18 protein-coding genes are annotated in these 19,695 nt (G+C 62.7%); 4 read left to right on the top strand and 14 right to left on the bottom strand.

Translation table 11 applies throughout. The annotated features are described in order from the left end of the window. Window positions 1–9 precede the first annotated feature (9 nt). From OO258_RS14585 to OO258_RS14550, 8 genes are all read right to left on the bottom strand, one after another. Window positions 10–633 (bottom strand): hypothetical protein, encoded by a 624-nt coding sequence (locus OO258_RS14585; protein ID WP_266031160.1) that lies wholly within the window; start codon window positions 631–633, stop codon window positions 10–12. Window positions 634–643: 10 nt separating this feature from the next. Then, window positions 644–2,074 (bottom strand): DotG/IcmE/VirB10 family protein, encoded by a 1,431-nt coding sequence (locus tag OO258_RS14580; protein ID WP_266031159.1) that lies wholly within the window; start codon window positions 2,072–2,074, stop codon window positions 644–646. Continuing rightward, the gene (locus tag OO258_RS14575; RefSeq protein ID WP_266031158.1) at window positions 2,071–3,084 is read right to left on the bottom strand and encodes a DotH/IcmK family type IV secretion protein; all 1,014 of its coding nucleotides are present in this window, start codon (window positions 3,082–3,084) and stop codon (window positions 2,071–2,073) included. Before OO258_RS14575 ends, OO258_RS14580 begins: the two co-directional genes overlap by 4 nt. A gap of 2 nt (window positions 3,085–3,086) precedes the next feature. Further along, window positions 3,087–3,851 (bottom strand): DotI/IcmL family type IV secretion protein, encoded by a 765-nt coding sequence (locus tag OO258_RS14570; RefSeq protein WP_266031156.1) that lies wholly within the window; start codon window positions 3,849–3,851, stop codon window positions 3,087–3,089. After that, window positions 3,841–4,107, bottom strand: coding sequence for a hypothetical protein (locus OO258_RS14565; RefSeq protein WP_110746287.1), 267 nt, complete (start codon window positions 4,105–4,107; stop codon window positions 3,841–3,843). The genes OO258_RS14570 and OO258_RS14565 overlap by 11 nt, the downstream gene beginning before the upstream one ends. A gap of 905 nt (window positions 4,108–5,012) precedes the next feature. After that, the gene (locus OO258_RS14560; protein ID WP_110746284.1) at window positions 5,013–6,404 is read right to left on the bottom strand and encodes an amino acid permease; all 1,392 of its coding nucleotides are present in this window, start codon (window positions 6,402–6,404) and stop codon (window positions 5,013–5,015) included. Window positions 6,405–6,820: 416 nt separating this feature from the next. Continuing rightward, complete coding sequence (locus OO258_RS14555; RefSeq protein WP_014754540.1) at window positions 6,821–8,164, bottom strand: MFS transporter; 1,344 nt, start codon at window positions 8,162–8,164, stop codon at window positions 6,821–6,823. A 94-nt stretch (window positions 8,165–8,258) separates the two neighbouring features. Beyond that, the gene (locus tag OO258_RS14550) at window positions 8,259–9,209 is read right to left on the bottom strand and encodes a 2-hydroxyacid dehydrogenase (protein ID WP_266031154.1); all 951 of its coding nucleotides are present in this window, start codon (window positions 9,207–9,209) and stop codon (window positions 8,259–8,261) included. Between the two features lie 99 nt (window positions 9,210–9,308). Between OO258_RS14550 and OO258_RS14545 the strand changes: the two genes are divergently transcribed. Then, window positions 9,309–10,196, top strand: a complete 888-nt coding sequence (locus OO258_RS14545) for a LysR substrate-binding domain-containing protein (protein ID WP_266031153.1) — start codon at window positions 9,309–9,311, stop codon at window positions 10,194–10,196. A 411-nt stretch (window positions 10,197–10,607) separates the two neighbouring features. On the opposite strand, the gene gudD is transcribed toward OO258_RS14545, so the two are convergent. Both gudD and OO258_RS14535 read right to left on the bottom strand, forming a co-directional pair. Continuing rightward, window positions 10,608–11,963, bottom strand: coding sequence for a glucarate dehydratase (gene gudD / locus OO258_RS14540; protein WP_266031151.1), 1,356 nt, complete (start codon window positions 11,961–11,963; stop codon window positions 10,608–10,610). Window positions 11,964–11,982: 19 nt separating this feature from the next. Then, entirely contained in the window at window positions 11,983–13,335 is a 1,353-nt protein-coding gene (locus OO258_RS14535; RefSeq protein ID WP_266031149.1) for an MFS transporter, read from the bottom strand. Window positions 13,336–13,594: 259 nt separating this feature from the next. On the opposite strand from OO258_RS14535, the gene OO258_RS14530 reads away from it, so the two are divergent. After that, entirely contained in the window at window positions 13,595–14,296 is a 702-nt protein-coding gene (locus tag OO258_RS14530; RefSeq protein WP_110746269.1) for a FadR/GntR family transcriptional regulator, read from the top strand. A gap of 83 nt (window positions 14,297–14,379) precedes the next feature. Here OO258_RS14530 and OO258_RS14525 read toward each other — a convergent pair whose 3' ends face one another. The 4 genes from OO258_RS14525 to OO258_RS14510 all read right to left on the bottom strand — a co-directional run bounded on the left by OO258_RS14525 (window position 14,380) and on the right by OO258_RS14510 (window position 17,730). Continuing rightward, window positions 14,380–15,390 (bottom strand): zinc-dependent alcohol dehydrogenase family protein, encoded by a 1,011-nt coding sequence (locus OO258_RS14525; RefSeq protein ID WP_266031146.1) that lies wholly within the window; start codon window positions 15,388–15,390, stop codon window positions 14,380–14,382. A 164-nt stretch (window positions 15,391–15,554) separates the two neighbouring features. Continuing rightward, window positions 15,555–16,145 carry an HAD family hydrolase gene (locus OO258_RS14520; RefSeq protein ID WP_266031144.1) on the bottom strand — a complete coding sequence of 197 codons (591 nt, stop codon included), beginning with the start codon at window positions 16,143–16,145 and terminating at the stop codon, window positions 15,555–15,557. Next, entirely contained in the window at window positions 16,142–17,011 is an 870-nt protein-coding gene (gene tesB / locus OO258_RS14515) for an acyl-CoA thioesterase II (RefSeq protein WP_110746262.1), read from the bottom strand. Before tesB ends, OO258_RS14520 begins: the two co-directional genes overlap by 4 nt. A gap of 149 nt (window positions 17,012–17,160) precedes the next feature. After that, window positions 17,161–17,730 (bottom strand): GNAT family N-acetyltransferase, encoded by a 570-nt coding sequence (locus OO258_RS14510; RefSeq protein WP_110746260.1) that lies wholly within the window; start codon window positions 17,728–17,730, stop codon window positions 17,161–17,163. Between the two features lie 179 nt (window positions 17,731–17,909). On the opposite strand from OO258_RS14510, the gene OO258_RS14505 reads away from it, so the two are divergent. Together OO258_RS14505 and OO258_RS14500 are read left to right on the top strand one after the other, a co-directional pair. After that, complete coding sequence (locus OO258_RS14505) at window positions 17,910–18,596, top strand: histidine phosphatase family protein (RefSeq protein ID WP_266031141.1); 687 nt, start codon at window positions 17,910–17,912, stop codon at window positions 18,594–18,596. A gap of 111 nt (window positions 18,597–18,707) precedes the next feature. Further along, complete coding sequence (locus tag OO258_RS14500; RefSeq protein WP_266031140.1) at window positions 18,708–19,622, top strand: histone deacetylase; 915 nt, start codon at window positions 18,708–18,710, stop codon at window positions 19,620–19,622. Window positions 19,623–19,695: the final 73 nt, after the last annotated feature.

The raw sequence follows: 19,695 nt of genomic DNA, 5'->3' as shown, positions 1-19,695 counted from the left end.
GTCCCTGTTTTAAAGAGCGGGTGAAGTAACCACGATGCCGCTGTCGCGATCCACGGCAAGCACTTTCAGTTCGCGCTGCACCGGCGGCAACGGGTCGCCAGCCTTGACGCTGTCTTCGCTATCGCCATTTTTTACCCAGGCCCGATGCCCGACCACTGCCTGTACCTTGTAGCCAGTGGATTGCGGGATGGGGTGAGCGCGCTTGGCGTACCCTTGCGCAACAGCAGGCGCCGGTTCCCTGCGCGGAGGCTTGATCACCTCCACGCGCTGACGGCTGTCTTCGTAGAATTTCATGCGCTGCTGCAGGTCGGACAGGTTGGTATCCAGGGCTTTGATCTGGCTCAGCAGCAACTGAGTATTGCGCTGCGATTCCTCGCGTACGATCTTCAGCTGTTTTTCGCTGTTTTCCTGGGCCTGCAGCGCCGCCTGGGCCTGCTCCCGCGACTTGGCCAGCTCGATGCTCAGCACATCCATGCGTGGCTGTTGCGCCGATTGTGCCTGGGCGGGCGTGATGCGCCTGGCCTTGGCCGCTGGCGACGAGGTCGCCTTGATCACGACCACGGCGAGCACGATGAGCGCCAGGAAGCTGCCGGCAAAAACGCCAATGAGTTTTCCGAACGACCAGTTCTTCATGTCGAACTCCTTATCGAGATTGATCGTGAACGTCTTGCAGGAAGAACAGGCCAAAGCCTTTGTTCGCAGGCGTTGCGTAGGTGGCCGGGCGGTTGAAGCCGCGGCGCACCTCGCCGGCGATGGCGGTGCCCATTTCACCGACCGACGAACCGATCACCTGCTTGGTCGAAGGCTCGGTAGTGGTCTGTGCCACGACGCCGCTCGGGCTGATGACCGTGGTACCCGCTGTCTGCTGGTAAGCCCGACCGTAGCCGGACAACAGCGAGGCAGCACCCAGGGCGAAATAACGCTCCATGGTGTGGTGGTCCTTGGTCTCGGCAATGCCCTGCTTGGCATCATCCTCGCGCAGTGCCACGGCGCTGATGCGCATGGTCGGACGAGGGTCGTTGACCGGCGGTGCAAGGATGGTGAACTTCACGCGAATGTTGTCGGGCGCCTGCTCGATCTTGCCGATCAGCTTGGAGCCGTTCCACTTGCCGCCTCGAATGGTCGCCAGCACGTCACCGCCATCATCGGTGTTCACCTCGGCATCGAGCGTGGCGTACATGATGGTACCGGTCTTGATCAGCAAGGCCCGGTCGGTATCACCCACGGCCTCGATGGCATTGGGGTCCTTGTCGTCCTTGGCAGTCCGCACCGCGGGGCCTGTCACACCGCTGCCAGCGCGTTCGGTCGGGTAGTAACTGACGGTGCTGAAGCTGCTTTTCTCAGCGAACCCCTTGGCACTTTCAGACTCGCCCATCAGCTGCTTGATCGACTTCAGCGTTTCGCTTTTCAGCTCGCTGACGTATTTATCGCGCTGCTCCTCGGCCTTTTTCAGCTCCTCCTCCAGGCGCCTGCGTTCCTGCTCCTGGGACTGCGCGTTGGCCGCCCCAGCCTGCTGCGAAACCGGAACCGAGTCACGAGGCGGCTGGCCAGCCCCGATGTAAACCTCAGGCGGCCGCTGGTTGCCGTCACTGTACGGCTGCCCGGGCACATTGAACTGGGCGGTCTGGCCACGGGCCCACTCCTTTCCGGTGGACTGGACGATGTTCGGATCGAAGCCAGGCTGATATGACATCCCGCGCTCGGCAGCCTGTTCGGCCTCCAGCGAGCTTCGCTGCGCACGGCGCTCTGCTTCGGCCGGGGAAATAGGGTCGATCGACACTTCAGGTTGCGGCGCATTCGGCACGTCCACCGTGGACGCCTTACCGGCAGGCGCGTTCTTCGAAGACATGCCGTTGTAGGCCAGGGCGCCCAGCGCCAGCACGACCAACCCGGCAGCAATCAGCGAGACCTTGCCGATACCGGACCCGAACACCGCCCGCAGGTTGCGCTGCATCTCATCGGACTTGCGCGCCTTCTTCAGGTGCGAGCCAGTCGGGCCGTCGCGGTCGGCTACCAGGTGCTCGTCCTCTTCATCGAAGCCCGAGTCGTTCGGCGGCATGTTGTTATCACTCATTGCAGATTCCCTTGCTCGATGAAGACGGTTACGGCTTGCCCGCCAGTCGTGAACGTGACGCTGTTCTGCAGGCCCGCATAGCGATACACCGACACACCGGTGGTGCTTCGCGCTGCGTTGGTGTAGGCCGGGTATTGCGCATCAGCCTTGGCTTTCACGTACATGTTCGGGCCATAGCTCCAGGCCTCGACGCCTTCCAGCCCGGTCACCTTCAGGCGGTTGGCCTCTTTCGGTGGCACACCATCCAGGAAGTAGGTCAGCGCATCGTCGATCGACGGCATCCGCAGCATCGCCACACTCGCTGCCGCATCCGGGTTGCGCCCCGGCACCTTGGCATCGACACGCATGTCCACTTCTTCCTGGCCGGCGGCCAGGATCAGGATGATCGGCGTAGCCAGGCCGCGCAGGGTGACGGTGACGTTGCCATAGGCCGCCGCTGTGGCGGGGTCCAGGGTGAGGATGTTGGTCGGTGCGGCAGTGCCGTTCTGACCGTTCTGCCCGCCCCGCTCGCGACCGTCGCTGAACAGCTCGCGGTTGATCGACACGTTCTGGATCATCCACGGCTGGCCGGCATAGTCGGAGAACACGATCGATGACTGCTGGCCCTTGCTCAGGCGAACGATGGGTGGCGATACCCCCGGGTCGAGGTTGAGTGCCAGCGTGCGGGTCACCGGCTTGGCCGGGCTGACATAGGCGGTGGCCTTCTGCTTTTCCCGCTCCAGCCACAGCTGCTTGATCAACTCGACTTGCGACGAGGTAAGCTGCGAGTCCTGCACATCGTTGACCGTGTCACTGATGACATCTTCAGGGCGCGGATAGACCACTTGAGCAGTGCTGGATACCTGCCGGCCCAGGCCGTTCATCGGCGGCTGGGGCGGAGCCTCGCTACCTTGCGCCGCGTCAACCTGCCCTGCGCCACCCTCGGCAGCGGGCGCAGTTGGCGCCTCGTTGGCAAATGCAGGCATAGCGATAGCGCTCGCAAGCAACGATGCGATCAGATGCTTCTTCATGGTCACTTCCTTGAGGTGTACGGCGACAGCTGAACAGAATCGACGGCAATGCCTTTGATGTTGGTGGCCGAGGCGGGGATCTGGACGATGGTCACGGCGGCGAGGAAGTCCTGGCGCGAGCGCGCCTGCTGGTCACCGCCGACATAGAACTCGATGGCAATCGGTACCTGCACCAGCCAGTAGTTCTGCCCGCTGGCCAGCACACCGGCCTCTTCGACCTGGGCAACCTGGGTGGCCATGGCGCGCAGGATCATCCGCCCCTTGAGCACGCGCTCCAGGTTGCCGGAATCGTCCAGGGTCTTCAGGAAGGCCTTGCGCCCCTCGTCGGTGTACCAGCGGGCGCCCGCAGCATTGAGGTTGGAGCGGTAGTTCACATAATCGTAGGAGTACGAATTGACCACGGCATCCTTGGCGTACTCGGCTAGGGTGGCCGGGGTGACGCGCGGGTTGTTCTCGGTCGAGACTTCACAGATGGCGTGGTTGTCAGTGGTCGGGATCCAGCGGTACTTCGGGTACCAGAACACCACCGCAGCAATGGTTACCCCAAACACGCACGTCAGCGCCAGCAGTTGGCCCCATACGCGCTTGTTGCGGCGCTTGAGGTCGAGGCATTCCAGCTGCAGGCGTTTGACTTCACGCACGGTGGCCGCTGCTTCACCCGGCGTTTCATCCAGCGCCAGCTCCAGCAGTTTCTCTTCGTCCGTGCCCCGCCGAGCCTCCTGCGCTTCGCCACCAGGGGTTCCGTGTTGGGTTTCCTTACTCGACATTGCGGATTTCCCCTGTCGTTCCGTCGTAGATGCAAATCGAGTCGGTTCCGTCATAGAACACGACATTTTCAAAGTTGGTTTGAGTCACCAGCCAGATGGCAGCAACCGCAACAAAAGGCAGCAGGCCTATGCACGCCCACTCGCCGACATTCAGCAAAACGCCAAGCAAGCGGTTGTAGCGTCGCAGTGCGCGAACATCCACGTCCTCCCCTGCACCGCTGCCCCATGACGTAGTGATAGACCCCAGCTCATCCATATCTCGCTCCATGCGGCGGCATTTTCATCCAAAACTTAGAAAGCTGCAACAGCGAAATTTTGACAGATTGAGATAATACCTGCAATCCGCGACGCATTTTGACACGCCAGCGCCAGAGCCTTTGACACTAAAGGGGGCAGATCAAGTGACCGCACAGGCAAAAAAAACCCTGCCTAAGTCAGGGCTTTTACCCAATAAAAGCTAAGAAAATCAAGGTCTTGTGATGGATCACCTAGCCATCAGGTTAGACTGAGTACTTGAGCACTGCAGGCTTTAAAAAATGAAGGCCTTCTGGTTATTTTGATGCTATAAACCTGACCATTCAGTCATGCGCAGAGGCCGAATGAGCCTGTTTTGAAAAGCCCTGTAAAAACTACAGAACCCAAGAATTACGTGGCTTACAGAGGTTTTGAAGGCCTGTCTTCCAGGTTGGCGGCGGAGGGGGTGCAACACATCCTTCATGACAATCCTGGAACTCGCTCCAGCTTTCCTTCCTGAGCTTCACCGAACGCCTACAACCTACACAGCCCGGATAAAAACCCTTTAAAATCAAAGGAAATGGCACTTTATAGGCGCTTTCTGCCGCTTGGCATGTTGCGTAGCTCAACCGCAGAATCGGCGGATAAAATCCGACCCAGGCGCATAGTCCTCTCGTCAGGGCAGCGCACCGGTATGGCTAAAATATGATTTTCCAACAAATACACAACTTTCCGCGATAGCGGCTTTTTGATATCAAACTGCCATCATTTTTGGGCGCCACGCAAATCCAAAGCTGCCGGGGCGGCGCTCTATCTCACAGACGATAAAAAACGTGCGACAACTCTTCAGCGCCGCCGCTTTTTCGAGACCAAAAAAAAGGGCACCCATCCACGGGTGCCCTCTGCCCTACCGCCAGGTGAACTCGATCACCCCATCGACCGCGCCGCCACCGGTTGCGCATGGCCGCGGGAAGTCACGATGCCCAGGAAAGAAATCACGATCGCCAGGCCCAATGTCGAGCTCACTTCCACCCGGTGCTCCGGGGTGTACATCATTACCGCCAGCGCCCCGGCGATGAAAATGATCACCGCCCAGGTCAGGTACGGGAACAACCACATGCGGAACTTCAGCTCGGTGTTCTCCCGCTCCAGCCGGCGGCGCATGCGCAGCTGGGAGATGGCGATAACCATGTACACCAACAGGGCGATGGCGCCGGAGCTGGCCAGCAGGAACTCGAACACGCCCTTCGGCGCGAAGTAGTTGAGGACTGCGATGGCCGCACCGATCAGGGTACTGCCGAACACCGCAGCACGCGGTACGCCGACCTTGGAGGTCTTGTTGAGGAACGCCGGGGCATCACCGCGCTTGGCCAGCGAGTACATCATTCGCGAAGCGATGTAGATCGACGAGTTCATGCAGCTGGTGACGGCCACCAGCACCACCAGGTCGACCATGAATGCCGCGTTGGGGATGTTCATGATTTCCAGCGCACGCTGGTATGAACCCACCACCGCCAGCTGCGGATCGTTCCACGGCACCACCGAGATGATCACGAAGATCGACAGGATGTAGAAGGTGCTGATTCGCCAGATCACCGAGCGGGTGGCCTTGGCGATGTTGCGCGACGGGTCGCTGGACTCGGACGCGGCAATGGTCACCGCCTCTGTACCGATGAAGCTGAACATCACCGTGATGAACGCGCCGACCACCGCCGACCAGCCCTTCGGTGCAAAGCCGCCGTATTCGGCCATCAGCCCGCTCAGCCCACTGACTTCGCGGTTGGGCAGCCAGCCCATCAGCGCGGCGAAGCCCAGGCCGATGAAGCCAAGAATGGCAGTGACCTTGAGGATGGCGAACCAGAACTCGAACTCGCCGTACTTGGCCACGCTGAACAGGTTGGTGCAGGCCAGCAGCAGCACCGACGCCAGCGCGAAGATCCAGCTGTCCACCTGGGGGAACCAGGCGTTCAACACATGCCCGGCGGCCAATGCTTCGATAGGAATCACCAGCACCCAGAACCACCAGTACAACCAGCCGATGGTGTAGCCGGCCCAACGGCCGATCGCCTGGTCGGCGTAGGTGGAAAACGATCCGGTGTCAGGGTGTGCCACGGCCATTTCGCCGAGCATGCGCATGACCAGTACCACCAGGGTACCGGCTACGAAATAGGAAATTATGGTAGCTGGGCCGGCTGCCGCAATGGCATGGCCAGAGCCGACGAAAAGTCCGGCGCCGATGATGCCGGCGATGGACAGCATCGTTACATGACGTGGCTTGAAACCTTGTGCAAGGTTGCCATCAGATCCCACGGTGTTCATTGATGTTGTTCTCTTTTTGCTGACACAAGGATGGACGGGCAGGCGTAGGCGAAAATATCTCCTTTGAAATCAATAAGTCGACACGTTGCTCGCGCGCTGTTGTTGATATTTGGCACGCGTCACAGAGCAAGGTGTCAGTGCGGTTCGGGGTTCATTTAAGCCCCGCAGGGCTGTGGCTAATTACACGAGAACGCCCCGGAACTGTTCGATCACGACAGGGCATTTCCAATAGCGCCAGATGTCGCGAATGGCATGCCCGATCGCGCCACCGGGCCATTTGGTGCTTTTGTTTTTCATTTGAATGTGTTGCCGGGGCCGATATTTTCGCCGCGCGCCGACGCTCGATGAACCCGCTTCTGCAAGCCGCCAAAAAAAAAGCCCCGGCTTCCCGGGGCCTCTGTTGCCAAGGCGTCTGCCTACGCCTGCCCGGTACGCTCGAAGCGCCTGGCCAGCAACAGGTAAGCGAGGATCCCCAGCACGCCATGGGCGGCCACGAACCAGAGTGCGTTGTGAAACGAGCCGGTGCTGGCAACCACGTAACCAATCACCAGCGGGGTGACGATGCCGGCAATGTTGCCGATGCCATTGAACACGCCACCGCACAGGCCGACCATCTTCTTCGGCGCCACGTCCGACAGCACCGCCCAGCCCACCGCAGCCAGGCCCTTGCCGAAGAACGCCAGGGTCATCAGGGCGATGACCGCCGCGTTGCCATCCACATAGTTGGCCAGCACCAGGCTGGTGGACAGCCCCATGCCGATGATGAACGGGGTCTTGCGCGCCCTGGACGGGTGCACGCCACGGCGGATCAGCCAGTCGGATACGAAGCCACCCAGAATACCGCCAGTGAAACCACAGATTGCCGGCAGTGCGGCCACCCAGCCGGCCTCCATGATGGTCATGCCACGGCCCTTGATCAGGTAGATCGGGAACCAGGTGATGAAGAAGTAAGTCAGCGCAGTGATGCAGTACTGGCCAAGGTACACCGCCCACAGGTTGCGGCTGGTGAACAGTTGCGCAAGCTCTGCCCGGGTCGGCTTGCTCTTGGCGGCCTTGCGTTCCTTTTCCAGGTCGACCAGGGCGCCACCTTCGCGCATGTACTCCAGCTCTTCACGGCTCAACCCAGGTGCGCTGTGCGGCTCATGGTACAAGCGGAACCAGAACAGGCTCAGCAGCAAGCCCAGAAGCCCCATCCAGATGAACACCTGCTCCCAGCTCATTGCATGGGTCATCCATGCCATCAAGGGGGCGAACACCACCACCGCCATGTACTGCGCCGAGTTGAACAGTGCCGATGCAGTGCCACGCTCCTGGGTAGGGAACCAACAGCTGACGATGCGCGAGTTGGCCGGGAAGGCCGGCGACTCCACCAGCCCAAGCATGAAGCGCATTGAAAACAGTGCCACCGCTGCCGAGACGCCGGCCAGCCCCATCCAGCCCACAGTGCCTTGCAGCAAGGTAAACAGCGACCAGAGGATCAGGCTGATACCGTACACGCGGCGGGCACCGAAGCGGTCGAGCAGCCAGCCCCCCGGCACTTGGCCGAGGGCGTAGGCCCAGGCGAAGGCAGAAAAGATCATGCCCAGCATGACCGGATCGAGCCCCAGGTCCTTGAGCACCTCGGTGCCGGTGATCGACAAGGTGGCGCGGTCAGCGTAGTTGATGACGGTAATGACGAAGATCAGCGCCAGCACCAGGAAGCGATGGCGACCGATCCCGGCCACGGCCTGCGGTGCGGCAACGGCGGATTTGCTGTTCATGTGGACCCTCTTGCTTCTCGATGGAAGCGATTGTTCTTGTACGCAGAAGGGGTGGCCGCAAGGGCCTTGTAGTACCTGTACCGGCGAAAGGGGGCTAACTGTCGATCACCCGATTCGGTGGCACTTCACCTCGGAAACAGGCCTGAAGGTTGTCCAGCACCATGCGCCCCATCTCCAGCCGGGTCTGCAGCGACGCGCTGCCCCGGTGCGGTTGCAGGCTGACCTGGTTCAGGTCCAGCAATGCCGGCGGCACCCGTGGTTCATCGACAAATACATCCAGCCCTGCCCCGGCGATACGCTGCTCGCGCAACGCTTCCACCAGCGCGTCTTCATCGACCAACTTGCCACGTGCCACATTGACCAGGTAACCCTGTGGACCCAGCGCCTCCAGCACCTCGGCCGTCACCAGCACTTGCCCGCCGTCAGCAGAAGCGGCCACGACCAGGACATCCACCGAGCGCGCCAACTCAACCAGATCCGGCTCATAGCGATAGCCCGTTTCTGGCTGCTCGCGCCGGCCGTTGTAGGCGATGCTCATGTCGAAGGCGGCGGCACGGCGAGCGATGGCCTTGCCCACCTGGCCAAGGCCGACGATGCCCAGCGCGCAGCCACTGACCCTGCGCGCCAGCGGCAGGTCGACCTTGCCCCACAAGCCATCGCGCACCAGCCGCTCCCCCTCGCCCAGGCGACGCAGGCTGCTGATGATCAACCCCATGGCCAGGTCGGCAACGTCGGCCGTCAACACCCCCGGGGTGGTGGTGACATGGATGCCGCGGCTGGCCGCATGGCGCAGATCCACCGCATCGGTACCGATGCCACTGATGGCGATGATCTCAAGGGCAGGCAACTGGTCCATCAGCGCGGTGGACAGGCCTTTGGCACCGCCGGTGACCACGCCGCGAATACGCGGTGCGGCTTCGTCCAGCAGCTGTTGCGGGTTGTGCTGCTGGTACAACCGATGCACGTGGTAGGCGCTGACCAGTTGGGCATCGATCGCCTCGGGTACGGGCTGGGTCAGCAGCACTTCAATGGGGGTGTGATTCATCGCGGGCTTCCGGCATTGAGAAGACATGAGTCGATGCTAGGCCTGCATTTGATACAGGTCTAATATAGATGCTGGATTGAATAATTCAGGATTTGAATCGTGGAATTGCACCAGCTGCGCTGCTTCGTGGCCGTGGCCGAAGAGCTGCATTTCGGCCGCGCTGCCACCCGCCTGCACATGACCCAGCCACCGCTTAGCCGGCAGATCCAGCTGCTCGAGCATGCCTTGGGCGTGCTGCTGCTCGAACGCAACAACCGTCAGGCGCGGCTCACCCTGGCGGGCGCAAGCTTCCTTGAGGATGCCCGGCGCATTTTGCAGATTGCCGAATCAGCCAGCCACTCCGCGCGGCGCATCGCCCACGGCGAAGCAGGCCGCCTGACCCTGGGTTTCACCGCCGTTGGAGCGTACAGCATGGTCCCCCGTTTGCTGGTGCACGCCGGGCAGACGCTGCCGGACATCGAGCTGGTGCTCAGCGAGCGCGTCTCCAGCACCCAGGTGCATGACCTGGAAGCAGGGCTGATCGATGTCGGGCTGGTGCGCCAGGTACTGCCCAGCGCGCGCGTGGAGTACTTGCCAATCCACCGCGAGCCCTTCGTCGCCGCCCTGCCCGCCGGGCACGCGCTGGCGAACCACGAACGGCTGACGCCCAGCGACTTCGACCAGCAGCCGTTCGTGATGTACAGCGCCAACGAAGGGCGGTATTTCCATGACCGTATTGCCAACCTGTTTGCGCGGCACGAAGTGCAGCCGCGCTACCTGCACCAGTTGGGTCAGACTCATTCGATTCTGGGCCTGGTCAATGTGGGACTGGGCTGTGCCGTGGTGCCGGCCTCTGCCCAGGCACTGCGCCTGGAGCAGGTGGTATTCCGGCCGTTGGAGGGGATGGAGCAGCAGGCAGAAATCTTCCTGGCGTTCTGCCGGGACAGCCCCAACCCGGTGCTGGGGTCTTTCGTTGCAATGGCGCGGGCCTTTTTTGAAGCCGCTTGAGGGCCTGCCACCCCCACAGGCCCCACACCAGCCTGAAGCCAGGTGCAATCCCTGTGGGAGCGGCTTTAGCCTGTAAACCATGTCCCCGGTTTGAAATGTAAACGATGTCTCCGGTTTGTACCCGGGACAAGCCCGCTCCCACAGGTACCCCCGCAGGCTTGAGGCTGACGCAGTACCTGGGGAAACAACTGGCTTGCTCAATTTCTAGAAGCTAGCGCAATCCCTGTGGGAGCGGCTTTAGCCGCGAACACCGGCAGAGCCGGTGCCATGCACCGTGTTGGATGCTTCGCGGGACAAGCCCGCTCCCACAGGTGCCCCCGCAGGCTTGAGGCTGATGCAGTACCTGGGGAAACAACTGGCTTGCTCAATTTCTAGAATCTTGCGCAATCCCGGTGGGAGCGGCCAGCCGCCTTACCGTACCAGGCAAGGCCGTTTGTTATCGAAGCTCCAACCCGGAATCAGGAACTGCATCGCCACGCTGTCATCGCGCGCGCCCAGCCCCATGTTGCGGTAGCACTCATGGGCCTTGGCCAGCTGGTCTTCGTCCAGTTCCACGCCCAGGCCCGGCCGCGCCGGTACCCGCACATGCCCATCGACAATGCGCAGCGGATCACGCGTCAGCCGCTGGCCATCCTGCCAGATCCAGTGCGTATCGATCGCAGTGATATCCCCCGGCGCAGCAGCCGCCACCTGGGTGAACATCGCCAGCGAAATGTCGAAGTGGTTGTTCGAGTGCGACCCCCACGTCAGGCCCCAGTCGTTACACATCTGCGCCACCCGCACCGAGCCCTGCAAGGTCCAGAAGTGCGGGTCGGCCAGCGGGATGTCCACCGATTGCAACTGGATCGCATGCCCCATCTGCCGCCAGTCGGTGGCAATCATGTTGGTGGCAGTGGGCAGCCCGGTGGCCCGGCGAAACTCGGCCATCACCTCACGGCCCGAGTAACCGTTCTCGGCACCGCAGGGGTCTTCGGCGTAGGCCAGTACATCGTGCTTGTCACGGCACAGGGCGATGGCTTCCTTGAGTGACCACGCGCCATTGGGGTCGAGCGTGATGCGCGCTTCGGGGAAGCGTTCGGCCAGGGCGGTTACCGCTTCCATTTCTTCCTCACCCCGCAGTACGCCGCCCTTGAGCTTGAAGTCGCTGAAGCCATAGCGCTGCTTCGCCGCTTCGGCCAGGCGCACGACCGCCTCAGGGGTCAGGGCCTTTTCGTGGCGCACGCGAAACCAATCGTCATCGCTATCGGCTTCGTGACGGTAAGCCAGGTCGGTCTGCTGGCGGTCGCCGATGTAGAACAGATAACCAAGCATCTTCACCGCATCGCGTTGCTGGCCCTCGCCCAGCAGGGCCGCCATCGGCACATTCAGGTGCTGGCCGAGCAGGTCGAGCAATGCCGACTCGATGGCCGTCACCGCATGCACGGTGATACGCAGGTCGAAGGTCTGCAGGCCGCGACCCGCCGAGTCACGGTTGGCGAAGGTCTGGCGCATGGCATTGAGCACACGCTGGTAATGGCCGATCGGCTGACCGACCACCAGGCTACGTGCGTCCTCCAGGGTCTGGCGAATTTTCTCGCCGCCGGGCACTTCACCCAGGCCAGTATTGCCGGCGCTGTCGCGCAGCACCACCACGTTGCGGGTGAAGAACGGGCCATGGGCGCCACTGAGGTTGAGCAGCATGCTGTCGTGGCCAGCCACGGGGATCACGCGCAAGTCGGTGACCACTGGGGTGCTGGCATGTACGGCGGGATTGGTCTGCATATTCATGGTTGTTGTCTCGCAGTCATCAATGGGTATGGCCCAGGGCCGAGGGGGCCTTGAGGTCATCGGAAGGGGTGCCCTTGGGACGGGTGCGTACGAAGAAGATGGCAATCGCCGCCAGCACCGAGGTCACCGCCAGGCCATACAGGCCGCCCTGGATCGACCCGGTCTGCTGCTCCAGCAGCCCGAAGGTGGTAGGGGCGACGAAGCCGCCGAGGTTGCCGACCGAGTTGATCAGGGCGATGACTGCCGCCGCGATACGCGCATCCAGGTAGCCCTGAGGGATAGGCCAGAACAGCGAAGATGCCGACTTGAAACCGATGGCCGCAAAGCACACCGCAACGAAGGCAAAAACCGGCCCGCCGGTGGTGGACATGAACATGCCAATTGCAGCGATCACCAAGGCGCCAGCCACCCAGGCCTGCTGGAACCTCCAGCGTGCGGAACCGGCAGCAAAGGCGTACATGGCCAGGATCGAGATCAGCCACGGGATGGAATTGAAGAAGCCTACCTGCAGGTCACTGAGGTCGCCCATGCGCTTGATGATGCTGGGCAGCCAGAAGGTGGCGGCATAAATGGTCAGCTGGATGCAGAAGTAGATCAGGCAGAACAGCACGATCTGCCGGTCCTTGAGCAGGCTCCAGGCCGATGGCTTCACTGCGCCGATCGCCTCGCGCTCACGCTGCTCGCGGTCGATGGTCGCTACCAGCGCCTCCTGCTCCGCCTGGTTCAGCCACTTGGCGTCCTGCGGCTTTGAGTCGAGCCAGAAGAACACAAAGAAGCACAGCGCCACCGAGGCCATGCCTTCAATGAACAGCATCCACTGCCAACCATGCAGGCCCAGGCCCTGGATCTGCATCAGCGCCCCGGCCAGCGGCCCGGAAATCAGCGAGGCAAGTGCAGAACCGCTGAGGAAGATAGCAATCGCCTTGCCGCGCTCTGCCGCTGGCAGCCAGCGGGTGAAGTAGTAGATCACGCCAGGAAAGAAGCCTGCTTCGGCCACCCCAAGCAAAAAACGCAACACGTAGAACTGGGTTTCGTTCTGTACGAAGGCCATGGCCGTGGCCACCAGCCCCCAGGTGAACATGATACGGGTCAGCCACAGCCGGGCACCGACCTTTTGCAGCAGCATGTTCGAAGGCACTTCGAACAGCGCGTAACCGATGAAGAACAGCCCGGCACCAAAGCCAAAGGCCGCAGCGCTGATGCCCAGGTCGCTTTCCAGGTGCGGGCGGACGAAGCCAATGTTGACGCGGTCGAGGTAGTTAACGATGAACATGATGACGAACAGCGGCAGGACGTGGCGCTTGACCTTGGCCACGGCACTGGCCAGCGCGTCGCCTTCATGCCGGGCAGACGGAGCGAGGGTGTCGTTCACTTGCGGATCTCCCACTAATTGTTTTTGTGCGGGTCGGGTTGTCTGACATGGCAGTGGGGAGGAGCTTATTCGCAGCGAGGTTGTACGACAAGGTTGTCAACGTCGGCAAAATAGCAAAATACAAGCTGTCATAATGCCAATTTGATCCGAACATGCAAAAACAGATCAGCTACATGCCGAATTGGATGCGCGAAAAATCGGCAAAAAATATTTCTATCGATTAACTTGTCGTACAAGTAAATCAAGATCCGGATCACACATGGAACCCGAACACGCGCGCAAACGCGGCCACAGCCGTGCCCATGACCTGGTTTCCAGCCTGACCCAGCAGATTTTGCTGGGCACCTTCAAACCAGGCGACAAACTGCCTTCGGAAAACACCTTGGTGCGCGAGCACGGGGTCAGCCGCACAGTGGTTCGCGAAGCCTTGTCGAAGCTGCAGGCCTCGGGGTTGGTGGAGCCGCGCCACGGGATCGGTACGTTCGTGATGGAGCGCCAGGCCCAGGCCGGCCTGCGCGTTGCGGCGGAGAGCGCGGCGAATGTGCGCGATCTGCTGGAGCTGCGTATTGGCCTTGAGGGCCAGGCTGCCGCGCTGGCCGCACTGCGTCGTGATGAAGGGCAACTGGCGCGCATGCGCCAGGCGCTGGATGACTACCAGGACCTGGCCGCTGCCGGCGACAGCTGCATCGAAGCCGACCGGCGCTTTCACCTGTTGATTGCCGAGGCCACCGGCAATCTGTATTTCACCGAGATGCTGCTGCAACTGGGTAACGGCCTGATACCGCGCAACCGCATGGCCCTGGCCGAGCGCGGGGGAGCCAAGCTGGCGCGGCAAGCGTACTTGGCCAACCTGGAGCATGAGGCGATCCTCAACGCGATTCGCCGGCAAGACCCGGATGCCGCGCGTGCGGCAGTGTGCCTGCATCTGTCCAACAGCCGGGACCGGTTACTGCCGGACTGACTGTCAGGCAGTGCAAGGCCTCGGGTTTGATGCTACGAATAGCATGGCGTGCAGGGTGGCCGTTACATCCAGCTACCCTGCCCTCACCAAGTCAGGCAGATCTTGCCAAAATGCCGGTTGCTCTCCTGGTAACGGAACGCCTCGACGATCTGTTCCAGCTCGAAATGCTTGTCCACCACCGGCCGCAGGCCATTGGCATCGATCGCCCGCACCATCGCCTGCTGCTGCGCCCGGCTGCCCACCAGCACCCCTTGCAGGCGAATCTGCCGCACCAGCGCCTGCACCAGCGGCAACTGCCCAGCCACCCCGGTAAGGATGCCGATCAGCGACACATGCCCGCCAATGCGCGCAGCAATCATCGACTGCTCCAGCGTCGCCGGGCCACCCACTTCGATCACATGATCAACACCACGGTTGCCCGTCAGCTCGCGTACTTTCTCGCCCCAGGCCGGCGTGCTCTTGTAGTTGATCAGGTGATCGGCCCCCAGGGCCTTCAAGCGCTCCAGCTTGGCATCGCTGGACGAGGTGGCGATCACCGTGGCACCCGCCAGCTTGGCGAACTGCAGGGCGAAGATGGACACGCCACCCGTGCCCTGCACCAGCACCGTATCGCCGGGCTTGAGGTGGTCGTCGCTCATCAGCGCACGCCAGGCGGTGAGGCCGGCGGTGGTCAGGGTGGCGGCCTCGGCGTGGCTGAAGCCCTTGGGTGCCAGGGTAAAGGCGGTGGCGCGGGCGGTTACCTGCTCACGGGCGTAGCCATCGACCCCGTCACCCGGTACCCGGGCAAAACCCTCGACATTGGCCTGGCCATCGAGCCAGTCGGGGAAGAAGGTGCTGACCACATTGTCGCCGACCTTGAACTCAGTGACGCCAGCCCCTACCGCAACCACCTCGCCGGCGCCATCGGCCATGGGGATGCGTCGCTCGCTCGGGCCCCACATGCCGCTGACCACGGCGAAATCGTGGTAGTTGAGGGAACTGGCGTGCAGGCGCACGGTGATCTCGCCCGCCTTGGGGGCCTGGGCCTCGCAGGTGCCGACCTGGACCTTGTCGTAGCCGCCGCCAGGTTGTACGTAGATGGCCTTGCTGCTCATGGGTGGGTCTCCGTATCAGAGCAAAGAATGGGGTTCAGCATAGACAGATCCGGCCCTTTAGCGGGCACCCCCGCTCCCACAGGGGCACCACAGGACTCGAGACGGGCGCAATACCTGTGAGAGCGGGCGTGCCCGCGAAGAGGCCCGCATTGCCAACACAAGCGTCAGCCCAGCATCACCTTCAACGCCCGACAATCCGCCGCATGCCAATCCACGAGCTCCGGCCAGGGATTGTCCGGCAGGTTCACCAGCACCGTGCGTGCCCCCGCCGCCCGCCCACAGTCAAGGTCAAAGCGGTAGTCCCCCACCATCACCAGTTCGCTCGGGGTCACGCCCCAGGCGCTGGCAATCTTCAGCAGCCCATCCGGGCTCGGCTTGGGCGCCGCCTCGTCACGCCCGAGAATGTGTTCCACCGGGAAGCAGTCCGCCAGGCCAATGGCCTCCAGCGTTACATGCGCCAGTTCACGCGCATTGCGGGTCAGAATACCCAGCCGGCACCCGCGCCCGGCCAACTCGCGCACCAGTTCCACCGCCCCGGTGGCCGCCGTGGAGGCAGTTGCCAGATCCCTTTCGTGCTCCAGCAACCAGGCATGCTTGGCCGCCGCTTCGTCTGCCGGCAAGGCCGCCAGGTGGGTGAGGATGTCGTGTTCGGCCGGGATGTCCAGCGCCACTCGAATGGCGGCAAAGTCGTGCACGGCCACGGTCAGGGTGCCGTCCATGTCGAACACCCAGTTGCGCACCTCGCCCAGGCTCATGCCCAGTCCTTGCGATAACGAATCAGGCCTTCCTGGGCCGACGACGCCACCAGTTGCCCGGCCTGGTTGAAGATGCTGCCGCGGCTGAAACCACGGGAATTGCCCGCCCAAGGGCTGTCGGTGGCGTACAGCAGCCACTCATCGGCGCGCAGGTTGCCGTGGAACCACAGCGAATGGTCGAGGCTGGCGATCTGCATGTCGCGTTGCCACACCGACTTGCCATGCGGCAACAACGAAGTGGTCAGCAGGCCGAAATCCGAGGCGTAGGCCAGCATGTACTTGTGCAGGGCCGGCACGTCAGGCAGGTTGCCGTCAGCGCGGAACCAGGCGTACTTCACCGGGTCGCCCGGCTTGGGGTTGAACGGGTCACGCTCGGTGACCGGGCGGATCTCGATCGGCTTGGCGCACAGCACCTTGTCGCGAATGCGCTCGGGCAGCTGGTCAGCCATGGCCCGCGCCAGCTCCACTTCAGTGGGCAGGTTTTCCGGGCCGACCACGTCAGGCATCTGCGCCTGGTGTTCGAAACCTTCCTCGTCGTACTGGAACGACGCGCTGCAGGTAAAGATGGTCTGGCCCTTCTGAATCGCCGTTACCCGCCGGGTGCTGAAGCTGCCGCCATCACGCACGCGGTCCACCGAGTACACCACTGGCAGGGTGGCATCGCCCGGGCGCAGGAAGTAACCGTGCAGCGAATGCACATGGCGCGCGTCCTCGACCGTCTGGCTGGCTGCCGACAACGACTGCCCCAGTACCTGCCCGCCGTACAGCTGGCGGAAGCCCAGGTCCTGGCTGCGTCCACGGAACAGGTTCTCCTCGATGGACTCGAGGCTCAACAGGTCGACCAGGTCGTCCAACACATGACTCATCGGGGGTTCTCCGTAGGAGCGAGACTGGCTCGCGATGCGCCGCCCGAGCGGCGCTCGATTTCACAGGCGCTGAACGTGTTACGGGCAAGCGCCTTCCAAGTGGGCAAATGATACAGCGTTTGTCATTCGCGCCGGGCATGGCCGTGCATTCAGGCGCGCAGGGTACGCTCCCAGTGCGCACGGTCGATGCGATACAGCACATGTGGCCGCAGCGGGTGGCCCTCGGGCAGGCGGGGGTGTTCAAAACTGCCGTGCACGTCTTGCTGCATGCCAATGGCCTGCATGACCTTCTGCGACGGCAGGTTACTCGCGGTAGTGAACGACACCACCTCTTCCAGGCGCAATTGTGCGAAAGCGCAACGCAGGCAGGTCCAGGCGGCTTCGCTGGCAAAACCCAGGCCCCAGTGGCGGCGGGCCAGGCGCCAGCCAATCTCCACGGCAGGGGTGAAATCGGCGTCGAAACCCACGTGCAGCAAGCCGGTCATGCCAATGAACGCACCGCTGTCCTTACGCTCCAGGGCCCATAAACCAAAACCGTACTCGTTGAAGTGCCCGCGTATACGACCAATCAGCGCGGCAGCCTCCAGGCGCGTCAGCGGCGCAGGGAAGTAGCGCATTACCTGTGGGTCGGCGCACAGCGCGGCGAACTCGCGCAGGTCATCATCGTGCCATTGGCGCAGCACCAGCCGTGCGCTTTCCAGTTGAAGGATAGGGGTCATCGGGCCTGCTCCGGTTTTGCCGTCTTGCAGTTTACAGCTTAGGCGTGGGCAAGGGTTTCACCCACCCGGCAGTAGCCGAATGCAATTTTCACACGCCCTTCACCGGCTCCCGACAGGCCGCTTAGCAAAATGCCGCCATCTCTGCCGTGCCTGCCACGGCCATGCCAATGGAGCAACGCATGCTATCGAGCAATACCCTGGGGCATTCTGCCATTCACGCCCGGCGCAAGCGCCGCCTTGGCCGCAAGGCCTTGGGTGCCGCCCTTGGCCTGTGCATGGTCGTGGCGGCGTTGACCACCTGGCTGGCGACGAGGACGCACATCGTGGACCTTGGCAAAGAGCAACAACTGCGTGACAGCGGCCTGCTGCAGGAATGGGCCGACGGAGCGGTGATCGTGATGATCCGCCATGCCGAACGCTGCGACAGCGCCCCCGGCCCCTGCCTTGACGACCCCACCGGCATCACCGTTGCCGGTAGCCAAGCCGCCAGCCGCGTAGGTAAAGGGCTGCGCCAACTGGGCCTGAACAACGCCGACCTGTTCAGCAGCCCGAAACTGCGCACCCGGCAGACTGCGCACTTCATACTTGGCCAGGCAGTGCCCAGCGAGGACTGGCTAGAGAGCTGCGACAGCCAGTTCGTCAGCGACGCACTGGCGCACAAGCGTGCCGGGCACAACCTGGTGCTGGTGACCCACAACGGGTGCATCGACCATTTCGCCCGCCAGCAGAACGTCGTGGGGAATGAGCGTGCAAGCGGCTATGCCAGTGCGCTGTTCGTCTCGGTGGACGGCAACGGCAAGACACGTATCCTCGGCCGCCTGAACGAGCCCGACTGGCAGCGGGTACTGGCCAGCGCTGCGAAGTAGCACAACCGATCACCCAGGTCGCCATGCAGGCATTGGCTAGCCGGAGATTGCGCAGCAATGCAGCCCCAGCCATGGCAAGATCAGCACTGGCCCTGATTGCGACCTCCACCCATGCCGTTGCCGCTGATCTACCACGAAGACTACAGCCCGGAGTTCCCCGCCGAACACCGCTTCCCGATGGACAAGTTCCGCCTGCTGCACGACCACCTGGTCGACACCGGGCTGACCACCGACCAGGCCTTGCTGCGCCCGGAAATCTGCCCCAACGATATCCTCGCCCTGGCCCACGACCGCGGTTACATCGAGCGCTACATGAACGGCGAACTGTCCCGCGAAGACCAACGCCGCCTCGGCCTGCCGTGGAGCGAGGCACTGGCCCGGCGTACCGTGCGCGCGGTGGGCGGGTCGCTGCTGACCGCCGAGATGGCGCTGCAGCACGGCATCGCCTGCCACCTCGCAGGGGGCACCCATCACGCCCACTACGATCACCCGGCCGGCTTCTGCATCTTCAACGACCTGGCCGTGATCAGCCGTTACCTCCTGGAGGCCGGCCGGGTGCACCGGGTGCTGATCTTCGACTGCGACGTACACCAGGGCGACGGCACCGCGCGCATCCTGCACGACACGCCAGAGGCGATCACCGTGTCGCTGCACTGCGAGCAGAACTTCCCGGCGCGCAAGGCACAAAGCGACTGGGACATCCCCTTGCCCCGGGGCATGGGCGACCACGCATACATGAAGGTGGTGGACGACGCCCTCAACTACCTGCTGCCGCTGTATCAGCCCGACCTGGTGCTGTATGACGCCGGCGTCGACGTGCACAAGGACGACGCCCTCGGCTACCTGCAACTGACCGACGCCGGCGTCGCCGCCCGTGACGAGGCGGTGCTGCGCCACTGCCTGGGCCGCGATATCCCGGTGGTGGGCGTGATCGGCGGCGGCTACAGCAAGGACCGCAGCGCGCTGGCCAGGCGCCATGGCATCCTTCACCACAGCGCAGCGCATGTCTTGGGTTGTTCACAATGACTGTGGAACCGCTTGTGGATAACCTGCGGGAAAGGCGCTGTAGCCCTTAGCCAGCAAGGCCTGCAGAATACTG

Origin of the sequence: Pseudomonas sp. DCB_BI, from assembly GCF_026240995.1 — a bacterium.
In the GTDB taxonomy this organism is placed as follows: Bacteria; Pseudomonadota; Gammaproteobacteria; order Pseudomonadales; family Pseudomonadaceae; genus Aquipseudomonas.
This window is presented reverse-complemented; position numbering and strand designations above follow the sequence as displayed.

Bases quoted from the DNA above. Each gene is read 5' to 3' on its own strand.
- OO258_RS14585 (WP_266031160.1), bottom strand. From the start codon at position 633: ATGAAGAACTGGTCGTTCGGAAAACTCATTGGCGTTTTTGCCGGCAGC.
- OO258_RS14580 (WP_266031159.1), bottom strand. From the start codon at position 2,074: ATGAGTGATAACAACATGCCGCCGAACGACTCGGGCTTCGATGAAGAG.
- OO258_RS14575 (WP_266031158.1), bottom strand. From the start codon at position 3,084: ATGAAGAAGCATCTGATCGCATCGTTGCTTGCGAGCGCTATCGCTATG.
- OO258_RS14570 (WP_266031156.1), bottom strand. From the start codon at position 3,851: ATGTCGAGTAAGGAAACCCAACACGGAACCCCTGGTGGCGAAGCGCAG.
- OO258_RS14565 (WP_110746287.1), bottom strand. From the start codon at position 4,107: ATGGATGAGCTGGGGTCTATCACTACGTCATGGGGCAGCGGTGCAGGG.
- OO258_RS14560 (WP_110746284.1), bottom strand. From the start codon at position 6,404: ATGAACACCGTGGGATCTGATGGCAACCTTGCACAAGGTTTCAAGCCA.
- OO258_RS14555 (WP_014754540.1), bottom strand. From the start codon at position 8,164: ATGAACAGCAAATCCGCCGTTGCCGCACCGCAGGCCGTGGCCGGGATC.
- OO258_RS14550 (WP_266031154.1), bottom strand. From the start codon at position 9,209: ATGAATCACACCCCCATTGAAGTGCTGCTGACCCAGCCCGTACCCGAG.
- gudD (WP_266031151.1), bottom strand. From the start codon at position 11,963: ATGAATATGCAGACCAATCCCGCCGTACATGCCAGCACCCCAGTGGTC.
- OO258_RS14530 (WP_110746269.1), top strand. From the start codon at position 13,595: ATGGAACCCGAACACGCGCGCAAACGCGGCCACAGCCGTGCCCATGAC.
- OO258_RS14525 (WP_266031146.1), bottom strand. From the start codon at position 15,390: ATGAGCAGCAAGGCCATCTACGTACAACCTGGCGGCGGCTACGACAAG.
- OO258_RS14520 (WP_266031144.1), bottom strand. From the start codon at position 16,145: ATGAGCCTGGGCGAGGTGCGCAACTGGGTGTTCGACATGGACGGCACC.
- tesB (WP_110746262.1), bottom strand. From the start codon at position 17,011: ATGAGTCATGTGTTGGACGACCTGGTCGACCTGTTGAGCCTCGAGTCC.
- OO258_RS14510 (WP_110746260.1), bottom strand. From the start codon at position 17,730: ATGACCCCTATCCTTCAACTGGAAAGCGCACGGCTGGTGCTGCGCCAA.
- OO258_RS14505 (WP_266031141.1), top strand. From the start codon at position 17,910: ATGCTATCGAGCAATACCCTGGGGCATTCTGCCATTCACGCCCGGCGC.
- OO258_RS14500 (WP_266031140.1), top strand. From the start codon at position 18,708: ATGCCGTTGCCGCTGATCTACCACGAAGACTACAGCCCGGAGTTCCCC.